Consider the following 16,566-nt stretch of genomic DNA (forward strand, 5'->3'; position numbering starts at 1 on the left):
ACAATTTCCTAATAAATTCTTTTTCGAAGCACTATATATTAAAGAAAACTTTGCCTTGAATAAATAAATACTAAAACGAAAAACCTATAATTGGCTAAGTTTTTATACTCATTCATAAAAAAGGAGGTTCTTCAAATGACAAATGAAAAAAAGCTTGAGATAATAAAATCCTATATTGACGATATAAAAGCATATGAAGAGAGCCATGACTGGCCTTTAAGCAAGAAGAAGCATATAAGAAGGGCTCGTGAGGCATATATAAATTTGTATAAGGATGCCGAAAACGGCAAGTTGGATCCGGATTTGCTCCATGAAAATATCACGAGCTTTATGTACATGCTACAGTAATAATATTAACTAAAAATACTTGCTAAATATACTAAAAAGCTGCGCCCACTTACTCTTCTATATATTTTTTAATCATATTAACAGCAGTGTCAATATAATATGGCAGTGGCTCATTTTTCACGCCTGCCACTTCAATATTGCATCTATTAAGGGGTATAAGTATTTTTTTTGCAGGGCTTTCTGCTATTGCACCAGCCATCAGTGGAGTAAGCTCTCCCATCATGGAATTTGCTGAAATTATCCCTATAGGACCGACAATAACATCTACCTTCGGAGCATTAAATACTATTGCATTTTCCCCTGATGCACCTTCACTAGCTCCAGCCTTTAGCATAAGGGTTGTAGCAAGAGCATTTGTTCCTAAAGCTATGATTTGCGTACCTTCAGGCAATTCCCTTCTCAGTTTTTCAACAATGGTTTTTCCAATACCTCCACCCTGTCCGTCTACAACTGCTACTTTCATTGCATCTCCTCTGTATCCATAAATAAATTTATTTTCTCTCATAGTGAAAATATCAATTAGATGTCAGCTAAAATTTTACTTCAATAAGTAAAAAAAAGCAACACTAAACGATAAGCTCTATCATTTAGTATTGCGGATTGATAATATATGTTCTTACCATTTCGCAATTGACTATTTGTACATTTTTTCCAAACTCTCAATTACAGCATCCTTTAATGCTTCTGCAGCTTGCTGCTTATATGAATCTGTCTTTAGTTTTGCAAGCTCTGTACTGTTAGTCATATAACCTATTTCTGCTATCACCGCAGGCATGTTTGCTGTTCTTAGTACCGCTAGATTTGGTCTTTGAATAACTCCCATATCTTTTGATTTCAAGGTTTTATTCAAATTCTTCTGAACTATTTGTGCAAATTCATACGTAGAAAGATTGCCCTTTGTCTTGCTTCTGTCCGGATGGTATAACGTCATAGACCCTGAAGTCTTACTGTTTCCTGCATTGTTGTGCACACTCACAAGCAAATCAGCACCGACCTTGTTTGCAAGAGCAGATCTTGAATACAGATCCAATGTTGTATCATTATCTCTGGTCATATATGTTTTTATACCTTCAGCTTGCAACAGGGCATTTAGCCGTTTGGCAATATCCAGATTCAAATCCTTTTCTTTTACTCCTCCGTACGCAGCCCCTGATTGAGTTCCCCCGTGACCGGCATCAATAACAACCTTGTATGTTCTATCAGTATTAAGGCCACCTCTTGAAGGTATTTCTGTCGGTTGTTTTCCTATATAAGCTATCACATTTTTTGCATCCCAGCCTACATTCTCTCCAAAGCTTTCAGCAACAAATCTAATTGGTACCATGACCGTACCGTCTACAAGAATAGGCGGGGCTTCCATATACTTTATAGAACCATCTGAATATGCTACCCTATTTCCAATACTCATTGTAATGGTCTTGTTACCTTTGGTCATCTCTATTACCTGATAAGAAGGATACCATTCAGTCCTAACTCCCATTACCTGAAAAGTAGTTCTTGCCGGTACTAAAATTCTTCCTTCGATAGTGACAGGATTCCTTTCGAGCGACAAAATCCTTCCATCCACAGCTATGAATGCATTAGAGGTCATTCCCCAAAGACCTGAATAATACTGACCGCTTGAGGCAAACCCAGGAACTGCCATGAGTGATACAAGTGTTAATACAGCTAGTAAAAATGCTAACTTCTTCATAACTCCCCTCCTCTCTTTCCTCAATTTCAATTATATCAGGTTTACATAATAATTCTATAAAGAAATACAATCTTCCTCTATGTAATTTATACTAAGGAAAAATAGGATACGGATGGATAAGTTAACATAAAGTATATTTTAAAGCTTATTCGGGCAGACTGCCATATATTGATCAGTTATTAATTTTTCGTCTAATAATCGGAAATATCCAAAAACCAAGAGACATTGAAACAAGACAGGCACCTATTCCTGAAAGAATAGGAAGTAAAGTAAAATACAATTGTGATAGTGAAGCAACAGAACCGTTTTGAATGATTGATGTCATTCTAATAATGCCGACCATAAACAGAAAAGCTATTCCTGTAATCTGGAATATATAATGTTGTTTTAATAGGTTTAAAACAGAAGCCCCCAAAAGAACTATAATAAACACTGCAATTGAATATGAAACACTTAAATCTGTATTCAAACCTCAACACCCGTTCTTTCTATTTTTGAATCTTTCTACATTCCATTTATTCAACTACAATATATATTGTAATACTCGATTGAAATAATTTCAAACTATTTCCCCAACCCCCAGATATAAGTTTAGGCTTCGACAAAATTAAATTTCGCCAAAGCCCAGATAAAATTAATTAAAGCTTTTTATTGAATACAAATCATGTTTCAAAAAGAAATTGATTTTTTTTATTATTATATTATTTTTATAAAACTAGGGATTAACCCTTAACAGCTCCAGCAGTCATACCGCTGATAAACTTCTTCTGCATAGTGAAGAACATGATGAGTACAGGAACAGTAACTACACTACCCGCTGCCATCAACAAGTCATACCTTGCTGTTGTGTAAGCAATAAATGCTCTGATACCAACAGGGATAGTAAGCACGTTAGCGTCTTTAAGCAGTACCCATGCAAAGAGCAATTCGTCCCAAGCCATAAGGAAAATGTATATTGCAGTTGCAATAATTCCTGGAACAGCCAAAGGAAGCATTACCTTTATGAATGCTGAAAACTTGTTACATCCATCTATTCTGGCAGCTTCTTCAAGCTCACCCGGTATAGATGCAAAAAATCCTCTAATTATCCAGATACTAAAAGGAACATAAAACGCAGAATATATTATTACAAGCCCAGGAATTGAGTTTGTCAATTGTATTCCGGTCGCTTCCTTTATTTTTACGAAGTCGAGATAAAGAGGAAGCAAGAACATCATTCCAGGAAGCATCTGTGTTGAAAGAATAAGAATTCCGAAAAAGCCTGAACCCGGGAATTTATATCTTGCCAAAGCATATCCTGCAAGAGTTGCAATAACAAGTGCCACAATCATAACACATGAACATACAATAAGACTGTTTCTAAAATAAATACCAAAGGGCAGTTTCTCAAACACTTCAACATAGTTTGAAAAACGATTAGGTACAATCCATTTACCCGTTGCGATAGCATTATGATCCATCAGCGATGTCATCACCATAAACACTATCGGCCCCAATGACAATACCACCATTATAGCAAGAAGTATATTGGATAAGGTATTTTTCATTTTCTTTTTTCTTTTCATCGATTCAAAATAACCTGTCTTTGCCATTACTTCACCACCAAATCATCTTTAAAGAATGCATACCACAACGCAACAATGCCAAGAACAAAGAACATTACAATCATTAATGCCGCTGCACCCGGACCAAACTGCCACAACTGGAATGAGTTTCTTTGAATATTTGTCATCAGAAGATCTCCCCAGTCACCAGGTATACCGGCACCATTACCAAACATCATTGCAACGATGTTGTAGGAATAAATATTCGATACAAGAGAAAACATGACGTTGATAGCAAGAATCGGTTTCAACAAAGGCAGAGTAATATTCCAGAACTTCTGCCAACCGTTAGCACCATCAATATCAGCTGCTTCATAATAGTCAGGAGATATACTCTGCAAACCAGCCAACATAAGAATCATTGAAAGAGGAAGCCCTCTCCAGATTGTAGGTATAATTATTGCCCAAATCTGATTACGTCCCAGCAACCAATATGGCTTTTCGGACAGTATATGCAACCAGTCATGCAAAATAATATTTATCATACCGGAGTCCTGTCTCCATAAAAAACCCCACACTATACCAACAACATAGGAAGGTACAACCCATGGCATAAGAAGTGCGGTTCTTACAATACCCCTGCCTCTAAATTCCCTGTTTACCAACATCGCCAATATAATTCCTAGAGCAAATGTTGAAAATGTAACTATAAAGGTATAAATACCTGTATTTCTAAGAGCATACCAGAAACCTGTCCTAATTAAACTATCTGGATTAAAAAGGACTTCATAGTAATTCCTAAGACCTATGAACGGTGCTCCTAGAAACTTAGTCATTGTCATCATATTAAGATTCAGAAATGATATATATATACCCTGCATCATAGGAATAAAGTGAATGCACAGCATCGCCACAAAGGCAGGTATTAACATAGCATATGCGAATAAATTCTGCTTTATAGAATACAGCAGATGACTTGACTTCTTCTCTTTAACCCCTATACCAGATTTTTTTAATTGAATATCCATATAATCAAGCTCCCACAATTATTATCACATTTTGACAATACAGAATATAATAAAAGTATTGAGTATGTGCAGAGCATTTCTGCTCTGCACTAAACTCAATTAACTTTATAAATACTCTTTTAAAAGTATTTGTTTCTAAGAACTACTACTTACTTGTATTAGTCAACTTTGTTTTCTTTCAATACAGTGTTGATCTGTGTTTCAACTTCTTTAACGATTGCTTTAGTCTTTTCGTAGTCGTATGCACCTTCGATTCCCATAGCGTTATCCCAGATTTTGCTGAGACCCTGTTGGAAGTAAGTTTCTGAAGGAGCCCAACCAGGAATTGATGCGTAGTGCTTAGCATACTGCATCTGATCCTTGAATACCTTCATCATAGCATCAGACTCAAAGTATGGATCTTCGTAAGCTGTTTTAACAGTTGGAAGCATACCAGTAACTTTTGAGTATTCAACCTGAGCTTCTTTTGAGCTTAAGTATTTGAGAAGTTCAAGAGCTGCTTCCTGATTCTTTGATGACTTGAATATGGAAATGTTACTTCCACCCAAGAATGCTACTCTTCCTTTTGGACCTGCTGGAACCATAGAAACTGCTACTTTGTCAACAATGTCTATACCTTGTTCTGCTTTATTTCTCTTAAGAGTAGCTATGTTCCAAGGACCGAGGAATGATGTAGCGTATCCACCAGTTGTGAATGTGGACTCGATATCGGATGTATTCTTTTCGAGTGAAGGCTTATCCATTAAACCTTCAACAGCAAGTTCTGAATAGAATTTGATACCTTGAAGAGCTTCATCAGTTGAGAATGTAGCTGTTAAGCCATCTTCGCTGATCAAGTCTCCGCCAGCACCGTAAATCCACCATGCGAAGTTGTGGATAACGTTCCAGTCGTTCTTACCAGGCATACCTAATGCAGGTAATTTCTGACCGTCAACTTCAATACCGTTAAGTTTCTTAAGAGCTGCTTTGTATCCATCCCATGTTGCAAAATCTGCTTCAGGATTTACACCAGCTTTTTCAGCTGCATCAGTTCTGTAGAAAAGAGCTCTTGTTTCGGAGAACCAAGGCATACCGTACATTTCATCTTTGCCTCTGATACCGATTGACTGTAAAGTTGAGTCAACGAAGATATCTTTTTGGATTTTTCCATTGAGGTCTACTAATGCACCCATTGCTCCGATAGCAGCTGTCCAAGTTGAACCTAACTGAGTAATATCAGGAGCTTCTCCACTTGTAGCAGCAGCTGTGATCTTTGTCCAAGCTGCACCCCAGTCTACAACTGTAGGCTGAACTGTGATGTGAGGATTAGCATCAGTGAATGGTTTGATTACACCGAGGAAATCCTGGTCTGGTGTGTTACTGTTAGGCATAATCCAGAGTGTCAAAGTTACTGGATCCTTTGCAGCATTACCTGAATCTGGTGACGCTTGAGTGTTTCCACCATCAGGAGAACCCTGAGGCTGTGGTTCGTCACCACCACATGCTGCCAGACTTAAAGCCATAACAGCAACCAACATTAACGCAATTACCTTTTTGAGCATAGTTTTTTTCCCCCTTTAATGATAATTAGATATTGCTTATACAATAAATTATATTATAAATTAATCTAAAAAAAAACAACATGAAATAATTACTATTTTTAGTGAAAATATTACGTTATAGCTCAAATTGCGCCATTTTGCTTGTTCTATGTCCGTTTTTTAACTTATTGTATTAATTTTACTGGTCAGGCTCAAATATCCTGGAGTTCAATATATTTTCTTAAGTAAATACCGATATTTCGCCCGGTTAGAGCATCGTAAAAAACATTTTTGCTATTAATTGGCACATACATTATGTAGCTAAACTGCAAATATTTTTTAGATTAATATTTGTATAAACAATACCTGCTCACTTTATATATATTATCATAGTTTAAGTCTTTATTCTATATTTTAATGCATATTCTTTTACTATGTACTTTTTTCCAATGAACTTTGCAATTATAACACCCCAGTTCAAAGAAAATTCTTCGTTTGTCGAGAAATTTTCTCACCTTGTTTTGTATATATTATTGCATATATTATATTAACATTTTTTCTAAATTTGCTAAAAGCAAATAAGCAAAGTACTTCCATAACAGTTTGTATATGGCAGCACTTTGCAGCATTTATCAAGACTTCTTGATTACTTTCCTCGCATAATTAGTTTACAGAATAATACAGATAAGTCCTCCGCTTCCCTCGTTAATTATTTTTTGCAGCGTCTCCTGTAGTTTTAGTTGTGCGTCCTCAGGCATTCTATAAAGCTTGTTTTGGAGTCCTTCACTTACCAGTTCATGCAATGATTTTCCAAAGATATTTGATTGCCACAGTTTTTCCGGTTCACTTTCAAACTCCTTGAGAAGATAGCTAACCAGTTCTTCCGACTGTTTTTCTGTTCCCACCAAAGGAGCTATTTCCGTCTCAATATCTGCCCTTATCATATGTATTGAAGGTGCGCTTGCTCTAAGTTTAACCCCAAAACGGCTTCCTTGCTTTATTATTTCAGGCTCTTCTAAAGACATCTCTTCTATCTGGGGAGATACTATACCATATCCCTTAAGTTTAACCTCACGAAGGGCATCTTGAACCTTGTCATATTCTTTCTTTACCTTTGCAAGATCCGTCAAAAGTGCTATGAGCCTATGTTCACCATCAATTTCAAGCCCGGTCACTTCGCTCAATATGCGATAAAGCAACCCGTCCTGTTCATTAATCTCCACATAAGCAGTTCCTGAGCCAAGGTTTACGCTGTCAATATAAGCACGCTTTATAAATTCAAATTCGTCGAACTTGCTTACACTTCCCTTAATCTCTCGAATCCTTGTAATTCCGCCAAAAGCCTGTTTAACCGCATTTATCATGTCAACTTTGAGCCAGTGGTCATCTTCGAGGGACTCAATCCATTTTGGTATATTGACTCCAATCTCGCTTATCGGGAACTCAAGCAAAACTCTCTCCATTATGTTGTTCAAGTCCTCGATTCTAAGCTGTGCACAGTTGGTGCCTATTACCGGAACATTGTACTTTAATTCGAGCTCCTGTCTTAAACTTTCTGTCTCAGGATTCGATGGATTTATTGAGTTCAAAAGTATTACAAAAGGTTTGTTAATCTCCTTTAATTCCTTTACTACACGCTCTTCGGCTTCAATATAGTCCTCCCTATCAATATCAGTTATACTGCCATCAGTTGTAATTACAAATCCAATGGTAGAGTGGTCGTTGATAACCTTTCTCGTGCCGATTTCTGCTGCCTGAACAAACGGAATCTGCTCATCAAACCAAGGTGTGGACACCATTCGGGGAGTATCGTTTTCCATATGCCCCATAGCACCTTTTACCATATACCCGACACAATCTACTAGTCTTACCTTAAACTGAACATTTTCATCAAGCTCAATCCTAATGGCCTCATTTGGGACGAATTTCGGTTCTGTTGTCATTATCGTACGCCCTGAAGCACTTTGTGGAAGTTCATCCTTTGCCCTTCCCCTTGAGAATTCATTTTCTATATTAGGTATAACCAATAAGTCCATGAACCTTTTTATGAATGTGGACTTTCCTGTTCTCACCGGACCTACAACACCTATATATATATCTCCCTGCGTTCTTTCTGCTATTTGCTGGTATATATTATATTTTTCCACCCGCAAACCCCCCTTACTTTTATTTGAAACCTGCTACCATCAATTGTTTTTCACCCGAAACTTAAGCCAAGTATTGCGGTAATACCGTTTTTAGTGCGTTCATTAATAATCAACAAGCATTTTATTGACCATTTACCGTAAAAAACGCATCTTAAGTTTTGAGTACTAGTATTCTTATCACTATAAATATATTGTCTATATTCTTTTATTATTACAAAAAGGACAAAAAAAAGTGAGTAGTTGTCTTTAAATCTACTCACTTTGCAATACACAATTCTTACTGGCTTTAGCTAGCCATTAATTAGAGCCATTTTGCATCCAATTCCTCAACCTCATTTTTCTTGTTTCTCATCATAAGGTCGTACACTGCCTGCCTTGGGTCCTTGCCATTAAACAATACTTCATATGCTTCAACGGTTATGGGCATCGGTACCTTTTGCTTCTGTGCAAGGTCATAGGCAGCTTTAGTCGTTGTAACACCCTCAACAACCATTTTTACTTCCTCCATGGCTTCTTTTGCCGTTTTTCCCTGTCCGATTAAAATCCCGGCACGCCGATTTCTACTGTGCATACTGGTACATGTTACAATAAGGTCACCTATACCTGTAAGTCCGGCAAAAGTCTGCGGATTAGCTCCTAAAGAAACGCCAATCCTTGATATTTCCGTTATTCCTCTGGTCATAAGAGCAGCTTTGGTATTGTCACCAAACCCCAAGCCATCCGATATTCCGGCACACAACGCTATTACGTTTTTTAATGCTCCTCCAAGCTCAACTCCAACAACATCTGTATTGGTGTACACTCGAAATTCCGGAGCCATAAATATATCTTGAATAAGCTCCGCCGCTTCTATATCCTCAGATGCTGCCACAACTGTTGTAGGTATGCCTTTTCCTACCTCTTCGGCATGACTTGGACCCGATAGTATAACAGTCTTTGCATTCTTTATTTCCTGCCCTATTACCTCGGACATTCTCAGCCCCGTTCCCTCTTCCAAGCCTTTAGAACAACTCACAATTATCGTATCATTTCTTATATACTTTGATATATCTTTTGAAGTCTGTCTCACTGTCTGAGCAGGAACCACCATGACCAGAACCTCAGCATCACCTACGGCTTTTTCTAGGTCCGAGGTGAATGTAACATTCTCCGGGATAATAGTACCCGGCAATTTATGTACATGCTCTCTCTTTTCGTTCAGCATCTTAATCTCATCTTCAAAAACTGACCACATGTTAACACTTATACCTTTGTTGGCCAACAACACCGCCAGAGCAGTTCCCCAGCTTCCCGCACCAATTATAGATATCTTTTTGTCCATATTTCGCCTCTCCTTACTCATTCTTTTTTTGCACCAAACTTGTTTTCAGTACCTTTACACAGTCTTACAATGTTGGAACGATGCCTGATTACAACAAGAAGAGCTACAAAAGTAGCAAACGAAGTAAATAAAATATCTTTTTCCATAAAAGCAGCAAGAAAGGGAAAACACAATGCAGCCATTATTGAACCTAAGGACACATATCTGGTCAATGCAACTACTACCAGAAATATACCTAAGAGGATAAGCCCTTGATACGGTCCTGCAAGCAACACCACTGCGAAAGTGGTCAATACACCCTTTCCGCCTCTAAAACCAAAATAAAGCGGCCAGTTATGCCCTAATATTGCTCCCAAACCTCCGGCAAACAATCCTACTCTGTTAATATCTACAGCATAATTAAGCTCTGATAAATCCAATCCAATTCTGAAGATATAGTATCCAATAATACATGCCAAAATCCCCTTTAGCATATCCCCAACAATTACAAGCAAAGCCGGAAGCTTTCCGAGAGTCCTCAAGGTATTAGTCATACCGGCATTTCCACTCCCGTGCTTTCTTACATCCACACCATAAAATTTGCCAACAATAAGCGATGTATTTGCGCTCCCTAGAAGATACCCTATCAGAGCAGCCAATACAGCCTTCAATACCAGCCAAAGCAATGCTATCACTCCCTTTCCTTTTCCCGCAATATGAACCTTATAGGTGTACCTTCAAATCCAAAACTCTTTCTAAGCTGGTTCTCAAGGTATCTCTCATAGGAGTAATGCATAAGCTTCATATCGTTTATAAAAAGAATAAATGTAGGTGGCTTAACAGATGCTTGAGTCATATAATAAATTTTCAATCTTTTTCCCTTGTCTGACGGAGGCTGCACCATTGCAGTAGCTTCATTCAGAAGGTCATTTAATACTCCAGTGGAAATTCTCATGGCTGCCTGTTCGGATACGTACTTTATAAGTCCATAAGTCTTATCAACCCTTTGCCCTGTCATAGCCGATATAAAAATTACAGGAGCGTAGAGCATAAAACCTAGTTTTTCATGAACCTTTTTTCTGTATTCCTCAAGCGTTCCGGTTTCCTTTTCCACCAAGTCCCACTTGTTCACCACTATAACAGAAGCTTTTCCCTGTTCGTGAGCATATCCGGCTATTTTCGTATCCTGCTCGGTAACACCCTCTTGGGCATCTATTAATATTAAGCAAACATCTGCTCTCTCAATTGCTGTCCAAGACCTTATGGTGCTGTACTTTTCAATTTTTTCGTTAATCTTACTCTGCCTTCTAATACCGGCAGTATCAATAAAAACAAATTTGCCATGCTCATTTTCAATAAAGGTGTCAATAGCGTCTCGTGTTGTACCTGGAATGTCGCTTACAATAACTCTATCCTCTCCAATAATCCTATTTATGAGGGAAGATTTACCAACATTAGGTTTTCCTACTACCGCAACCTTTATTACATCCTCTTCGTAATCCTCTATATCTTCCTCAGGCAAATATTTAAATATCTCATCTAGCAAGTCTCCCATTCCCAATCCATGAATAGACGAAATTGTCATTATTTCACCAATCCCCAGATTGTAGAACTCATAAACATCTGCTGGAGGTTCTCCAACCTGATCCACTTTATTAACTGCCAAGATGATAGGCTTTTGGGTTTTCCTAAGCATGGTGGCTACTTCTTTATCCGAGGCAGTAATCCCATCCTTAACATCCACCATAAATACAATGACATCAGCTGTATCAATCGCTATCTCAGCTTGCCTTTTCATCTGCTGCATTATCGTATCTTCAGAATAAGGCTCTATACCACCCGTATCTATCAGTGTAAATTTCCTGTTTCTCCATTCAACTTCTGCATATATTCTGTCACGGGTTACTCCCGGTGTATCTTCCACAATGGAAATTCTTTTTCCTACAAGGTAATTAAAAAAAGTCGATTTGCCCACATTAGGCCTTCCTACTACCGCAACAATAGGCTTTGGCAACTTATCTCCCTCCATATAAATAAAAATAGTTAAAAATCAAACCATAATATTATAAAACCATTCCAAGGATTTTTTCAATGAATTCTTTTCCACTATTACTAACTATCGTTATATTTGTTTTTAATTTATCTTCAAGCATTTCAACAGTATAATCATCGAGAAACACCTTTTCACCGGACCTTAGCATAGATTCCGAGATCAAAAGTTCTTCTCCGATATTTTTCCCCAATAGTTGTTCCTCTATATCCTGTCCTGTAAGAAGCCCAGTCACAGTAACATTTTCTCCAAAAAAACGATTCTTTATTTTATAAACGTGAATGTTCAAATTTTCATATTTTTTCTCAAGAATATCTACCAATTCCTTTATATATTTATAAGAAGAAACTCCAGTCGCAATAGCTATTTCCCTTTTCTTTTCTGATTTAAACTCTACTTTTCCAATATAATCGTAAAATTCCTTTTTAAACATCGCAATAAGACCGACACCATTTTCTATCTGTGGGAAGTCCTCGTAAACACAATAATCCGGTATCTCAAGCCCACCCATGATATAAAACTCATCCGCGAGATATACTATCCTTGACCCATATCTTGAAAGAAGCTTCCTTTGCCAAGCCTCAACCTGTTCTATGACTTCCCGGGATGACTCCGAATCAAAGGGCTTCAACTTAGATAATCCCTCACGATGCTTTGTGATGCCTACAGGCACAACAGAAATACTGTTTAGACCAGGATAAAGTGCCGCAAGATCCCCAAGAGTCCTATCCAGTTCTTTCTCATCATTTACTCCCCTTACCAAAACTATCTGGGAATTAACCGTTATTCCTCCGTCTATGAGTCTCTTAATTTTCTCCATTACGTCCCCAGCCGTCTTATTTCTTAACATGTGCACCCTTAGATCGGGGTTTGATGTGTGAACCGAAACATTAATAGGAGACATTCTATATTTTATTATCCTATCTATGTCATTAAAACTCATATTTGTCAGAGTAACATAATTTCCCATAAAAAATGACAACCTGGAGTCATCATCCTTAAAATAAAGAGTCTGTCTCATCCCTTTGGGCAATTGGTCTATAAAGCAAAAAATACATTTATTCCTGCAGCTTTTGGCATCATCAATCATTAGGCTCTCAAATTCAATGCCCAAATCCTCGTATTCATCCTTTTCAATCTCTATTTCCCAGATTTCCCCGTCTTCCTTTTGTATTTCAAGGACAAGGTTCTCCTCAGCAATTAAAAACCTATAGTCAAAGATATCACTTATTTTTTCGCCATTAACGGATAGTAAAAAGTCTCCTTCCTGAAGGCCTGATTCTTCTGCAATGCTTCCGGGCAAAACCCTTTTAATTGGTATAGGTTTATACTTCAACCCAAAACCTCCCCATTTTCTACTAAACGTATGCTTAAGAATAGCAAATTATACTATAAGCAAAAAGCAGCAGTTGTATCTGCTGCTTTTACTCTATTCTACGTTGAGAACCTCAATTGACTTACGTTCACCTTTATGCCTTACTGTATAATGCCCACACTCTTTGCATACTCTATGGAGCAGCTTTAAGGAGTGACAATGTGGACATTCAACTAAGTTAGGTGCTGATAACTTCCAATGAGACCTTCTCTTACCTGTTCTCGCTTTAGACCATTTACGTTTTGGATTTGCCATGAATTACACCTCCTCGTCACAATACAACAAACCTTGTATATAAATAAAATCTTGTACACATCGAAGGTACTCGATTTTGTTTCAATTTTAACTTAAATAAAAACCATGATTAATTATCTATAAAAAAGTTCTTAAAAACTTCCATCCGCGGGTCTATATCTTCATTTATGCATTTACATTCGTTTTCGTTAAGATCCGCACCACACTTCGGGCAATATCCCTTGCAGGCCTCATCACAGACCTGTTTTACCGGAAGGTTCAATATGATATTATCTATCATCACTTTTTCCAGTTCAAGAAACTTACCTTGGTATGTATATTCTTCCTCGGCTTTGTCATTACCCTCTTCAACAAAATCCTCTTTTACAACAATATGCATCTTCGACTCAATATCCTTCAAACATCTGGAACATTTCGTCCTGTAAGTTACCCAAAGCACACCGTCAAGATTTATAATTCCGCCCGCATTTACCAAAGTGCCTTTAAAGCTTATCGGCTCACTAAAGTCAAACTCCTCGGGCATAAATTCATTGACTCCAACTGTTTCATTAAAGTCTAGATTCAATGACGCTCCATTATGCTTTAGAATATTAGATATATCAATTTTCATAAAAGTCACCTCTTAAAACCGACAAAGATTATTATACTAACTAATAACTCACATGTCAAGAATTATGTGATAGATTAGCTCTCACGAACAAAAATAATTTTGCTCATCTTTTTTCAGAATTTCTTCTTAATATTATTTTAATATTATTAACATATTTAAAGCATTCATACTAGAAAGGTTGCAGATAAAAAAGAAAGCAAAGTTAAAAGCCCATTTCCGAAGAAACAGGCTTGTAAACTTTAAAACATTATTTTATTAGCCTTACAGTTTCTCTTGCAATCTCCAGTTCCTCATTGGTTGGAATAACTAGAGTTTTTACTCTTGCATCGGGAGCACTAATATCAGTTTCTTTGCCCTTTACTTCATTTTTATCCCAATCTACTTTAATTCCGAAAAAGTCCATATCTTTTAAAACTTCTCTTCTTATATAATCATTATTTTCACCAATACCTGCAGTAAACACCACCGCATCAACGCCGTTTAATACGGCAATGTATTTGCCTATATACTTCTTAACACCATAGCAGAAAATATCTAATGACAGCTGTGATCTATCGTCTCCATTCTCAGCTGCTTCCTGGACATCTCTGAAGTCACTGCTTACGCCTGAAATTCCAAGAACACCGGATTTTTTATTGAGGAAGTTGTTTATATCACTAATATCCATTTTTTCCTTTTCCATCAAATATGTTATAACTGCCGGGTCAACGTTTCCGCTTCTAGTTCCCATACACAAACCTTGAAGAGGAGTAAATCCCATTGAAGTATCAATAGATTTCCCACCGTCTACAGCACAAATACTTGCTCCATTTCCAACGTGGCAGGTTATCAGCTTTAAGCTCTCAATAGGCTTGCCCAGCATCTGCGCTGCCCTGTGGGCCACATATTTGTGGGAGGTCCCATGGAATCCGTATTTTCTCAGCTTATACTTCTCATATATTTCATAAGGAAGCGCATAAACATATGCGTGTCTTGGCATTGTCTGATGAAAAGCCGTATCAAACACAGCAACCATCGGAACATCAGGCATTATCTGCTTGCAGGCCTCGATCCCGACTATATTCGATGGGTTGTGAAGCGGCGCTAGTTCAACACAATCGTTGATTGCTTTCATTACATTTTCATCAATTATAGCCGATTCCTTAAATTTCTCTCCGCCGTGAACAATACGATGACCAACGGCAGAAATCTCCGACATGCTCTTTATAACTCCGATCTTTTCATCTGTAAGAGCTGAAATTACCTCTTGTATAGCAAGCCTGTGATTATACAGGTCCTTTTCTATAACTGTAGTTTCTCCGCCAGTCTTTGAATGCTTTAAAAAGGAGTGTTCAAGACCAATTCTGTCACACACACCTTTTGCAAGCACAGATTCGTTTGCCATATCAATCAGCTGATACTTCAATGATGAACTTCCGGTATTAATAACCAAAATATTCATTAAATAACTCACTCCTGTTCTATTTTTTATAAATATGGTAAATACATGTTTCTACTATTAAACGCTTCATCTTCAATCCTTTGAGGCTTGTATAGGATTTATATCTTGACATATTGGGCCTGAACTGCAGTAATTGCCGCAACTCCAACTATATCCTCAGCACTGCATCCTCTTGAAAGGTCATTTACCGGTCTTGCCAAACCTTGTGTTATCGGTCCGTATGCTTCAGCCTTTGCCAATCTCTGTGTAAGCTTGTACGCAATATTTCCGGAATCAAGATCCGGGAAAATAAGAACATTGGCCTTACCTGCCACATTGCTTCCTTTTGCCTTAGACTGTCCGATTTCCGGAACAATGGCCGCATCTACCTGAAGCTCTCCATCGAGGGCAAGGTGTGGAGCCTTCTCCTTCGCAAGCTGAGTTGCCTTAATTACCTTGTCTGTCAACTCGCTCTTTGCGCTGCCATAAGATGAATAGGAAAGCATTGCCACTTGAGGTTCTGCATCCACCAGAATCTCAAAGGATTTTGATGCAGATATCGCAATTTCTGAAAGCTGGTCTGCATCCGGATTTTCCACCAGACCGCAATCGGAATATACAAAAGTTCCGTTATGACCATATTCACAGTCGGGTACAACCATAACAAAAAAGGATGATACAAGTTTGGTTCCCGGAGCTGTCTTCAATATCTGTAGAGCAGGTCTTAGAGTGTTTGCAGTAGAATTGACAGCACCTGCCACCATACCATCCGCTTCGCCCTTCTTAACCATCATGACGCCATAATAAAGGGGATCCTTCATTGTTTCCCTTGCAGTCTCAATAGTCATCCCCTTTGATTTTCTCATCTCATATAATGTATTTGCATAATCCTCTGACTTTTGTGAGGTTACGGAGTCTTCTATTATCACTCCTTCAAGATCAATATCTCCCGCCAGATTCTTAATTTCATTTTCATTGCCTATAAGTACAACCTTTGCAATTCCCTGCTTCACTATCATAGATGCAGCTTTAATCACTCTCAAATCGGTACTCTCCGGCAAAACAATGGTTTTAATGTTTGATTTTGCCCTTTCAATTATTTGTTCTAAGAAACCCATAAACTCTACTCCTTTCATAATACCACATGCTATTATCATGAACACTTTACTTTAACCATTCAATTAATGAGTATATTATCACCAGGTAATAAGACCTGATAACTATAAACAGCTAATTTACTGGCTTCCAAGCAACTCTAATTATATACAAAATGTTT

Annotated in this window: 16 protein-coding genes; 1 reads left to right on the forward strand and 15 read right to left on the reverse strand. The window is 37.7% G+C overall.

Annotated elements, in window-relative coordinates; all coding sequences use genetic code 11:
• The first annotated feature begins 135 nt into the window (after positions 1-135).
• The gene (locus tag EFD62_RS05845) at positions 136-348 is read left to right on the forward strand and encodes a hypothetical protein (RefSeq protein WP_069193477.1); all 213 of its coding nucleotides are present in this window, start codon (positions 136-138) and stop codon (positions 346-348) included.
• A gap of 49 nt (positions 349-397) precedes the next feature.
• On the opposite strand, the gene EFD62_RS05850 is transcribed toward EFD62_RS05845, so the two are convergent.
• From EFD62_RS05850 to pta, 15 genes are all read right to left on the reverse strand, one after another.
• Positions 398-811 carry a DUF3842 family protein gene (locus EFD62_RS05850; RefSeq protein WP_069196234.1) on the reverse strand — a complete coding sequence of 138 codons (414 nt, stop codon included), beginning with the start codon at positions 809-811 and terminating at the stop codon, positions 398-400.
• 171 nt (positions 812-982) lie between these two features.
• Positions 983-2,041, reverse strand: a complete 1,059-nt coding sequence (locus EFD62_RS05855) for an N-acetylmuramoyl-L-alanine amidase (RefSeq protein ID WP_069193476.1) — start codon at positions 2,039-2,041, stop codon at positions 983-985.
• A 172-nt stretch (positions 2,042-2,213) separates the two neighbouring features.
• Positions 2,214-2,510, reverse strand: a complete 297-nt coding sequence (locus tag EFD62_RS05860; protein WP_128705841.1) for a hypothetical protein — start codon at positions 2,508-2,510, stop codon at positions 2,214-2,216.
• 253 nt (positions 2,511-2,763) lie between these two features.
• A complete protein-coding gene (locus EFD62_RS05865; RefSeq protein ID WP_128705842.1) occupies positions 2,764-3,633 on the reverse strand; it encodes a carbohydrate ABC transporter permease in 870 nt (289 codons plus the stop codon).
• Positions 3,633-4,613: a carbohydrate ABC transporter permease gene (locus EFD62_RS05870; RefSeq protein WP_069193473.1), complete on the reverse strand. Its 981-nt coding sequence runs from the start codon at positions 4,611-4,613 to the stop codon at positions 3,633-3,635. The genes EFD62_RS05865 and EFD62_RS05870 overlap by 1 nt, the downstream gene beginning before the upstream one ends.
• A gap of 158 nt (positions 4,614-4,771) precedes the next feature.
• Positions 4,772-6,154, reverse strand: a complete 1,383-nt coding sequence (locus EFD62_RS05875; protein ID WP_128705843.1) for a sugar ABC transporter substrate-binding protein — start codon at positions 6,152-6,154, stop codon at positions 4,772-4,774.
• A 647-nt stretch (positions 6,155-6,801) separates the two neighbouring features.
• Complete coding sequence (spoIVA, locus tag EFD62_RS05880) at positions 6,802-8,280, reverse strand: stage IV sporulation protein A (RefSeq protein WP_128705844.1); 1,479 nt, start codon at positions 8,278-8,280, stop codon at positions 6,802-6,804.
• Positions 8,281-8,581: 301 nt separating this feature from the next.
• Positions 8,582-9,601: an NAD(P)H-dependent glycerol-3-phosphate dehydrogenase gene (locus EFD62_RS05885; RefSeq protein WP_069193470.1), complete on the reverse strand. Its 1,020-nt coding sequence runs from the start codon at positions 9,599-9,601 to the stop codon at positions 8,582-8,584.
• Positions 9,602-9,618: 17 nt separating this feature from the next.
• Entirely contained in the window at positions 9,619-10,266 is a 648-nt protein-coding gene (gene plsY / locus EFD62_RS05890) for a glycerol-3-phosphate 1-O-acyltransferase PlsY (RefSeq protein WP_069196233.1), read from the reverse strand.
• 5 nt (positions 10,267-10,271) lie between these two features.
• The gene (der, locus tag EFD62_RS05895; protein WP_128705845.1) at positions 10,272-11,594 is read right to left on the reverse strand and encodes a ribosome biogenesis GTPase Der; all 1,323 of its coding nucleotides are present in this window, start codon (positions 11,592-11,594) and stop codon (positions 10,272-10,274) included.
• Positions 11,595-11,643: 49 nt separating this feature from the next.
• Positions 11,644-12,966, reverse strand: coding sequence for a DUF512 domain-containing protein (locus EFD62_RS05900; protein ID WP_069193468.1), 1,323 nt, complete (start codon positions 12,964-12,966; stop codon positions 11,644-11,646).
• Between the two features lie 93 nt (positions 12,967-13,059).
• The gene (rpmF, locus tag EFD62_RS05905) at positions 13,060-13,260 is read right to left on the reverse strand and encodes a 50S ribosomal protein L32 (RefSeq protein ID WP_069193467.1); all 201 of its coding nucleotides are present in this window, start codon (positions 13,258-13,260) and stop codon (positions 13,060-13,062) included.
• Positions 13,261-13,369: 109 nt separating this feature from the next.
• On the reverse strand, positions 13,370-13,870 hold the full coding sequence (locus tag EFD62_RS05910; protein WP_128705846.1) for a YceD family protein: 501 nt from the start codon (positions 13,868-13,870) through the stop codon (positions 13,370-13,372).
• A 247-nt stretch (positions 13,871-14,117) separates the two neighbouring features.
• Positions 14,118-15,311: an acetate kinase gene (locus EFD62_RS05915; RefSeq protein ID WP_128705847.1), complete on the reverse strand. Its 1,194-nt coding sequence runs from the start codon at positions 15,309-15,311 to the stop codon at positions 14,118-14,120.
• 98 nt (positions 15,312-15,409) lie between these two features.
• Positions 15,410-16,408 (reverse strand): phosphate acetyltransferase, encoded by a 999-nt coding sequence (gene pta / locus EFD62_RS05920; RefSeq protein WP_069193464.1) that lies wholly within the window; start codon positions 16,406-16,408, stop codon positions 15,410-15,412.
• Positions 16,409-16,566: the final 158 nt, after the last annotated feature.

It is taken from the genome of Acetivibrio mesophilus (genome assembly GCF_004102745.1).
In the GTDB taxonomy this organism is placed as follows: domain Bacteria; phylum Bacillota; class Clostridia; order Acetivibrionales; family Acetivibrionaceae; genus Hungateiclostridium; species Hungateiclostridium mesophilum.

Excerpts from the sequence above, each read along its gene's own strand:
- EFD62_RS05875 (WP_128705843.1), bottom strand. The coding sequence starts at position 6,154 with ATGCTCAAAAAGGTAATTGCGTTAATGTTGGTTGCTGTTATGGCTTTA.
- EFD62_RS05885 (WP_069193470.1), bottom strand. The coding sequence starts at position 9,601 with ATGGACAAAAAGATATCTATAATTGGTGCGGGAAGCTGGGGAACTGCT.
- EFD62_RS05910 (WP_128705846.1), bottom strand. The coding sequence starts at position 13,870 with ATGAAAATTGATATATCTAATATTCTAAAGCATAATGGAGCGTCATTG.
- EFD62_RS05855 (WP_069193476.1), bottom strand. The coding sequence starts at position 2,041 with ATGAAGAAGTTAGCATTTTTACTAGCTGTATTAACACTTGTATCACTC.
- EFD62_RS05915 (WP_128705847.1), bottom strand. The coding sequence starts at position 15,311 with ATGAATATTTTGGTTATTAATACCGGAAGTTCATCATTGAAGTATCAG.
- EFD62_RS05850 (WP_069196234.1), bottom strand. The coding sequence starts at position 811 with ATGAAAGTAGCAGTTGTAGACGGACAGGGTGGAGGTATTGGAAAAACC.
- EFD62_RS05865 (WP_128705842.1), bottom strand. The coding sequence starts at position 3,633 with ATGGCAAAGACAGGTTATTTTGAATCGATGAAAAGAAAAAAGAAAATG.
- rpmF (WP_069193467.1), bottom strand. The coding sequence starts at position 13,260 with ATGGCAAATCCAAAACGTAAATGGTCTAAAGCGAGAACAGGTAAGAGA.
- pta (WP_069193464.1), bottom strand. The coding sequence starts at position 16,408 with ATGGGTTTCTTAGAACAAATAATTGAAAGGGCAAAATCAAACATTAAA.
- EFD62_RS05845 (WP_069193477.1), top strand. The coding sequence starts at position 136 with ATGACAAATGAAAAAAAGCTTGAGATAATAAAATCCTATATTGACGAT.
- EFD62_RS05870 (WP_069193473.1), bottom strand. The coding sequence starts at position 4,613 with ATGGATATTCAATTAAAAAAATCTGGTATAGGGGTTAAAGAGAAGAAG.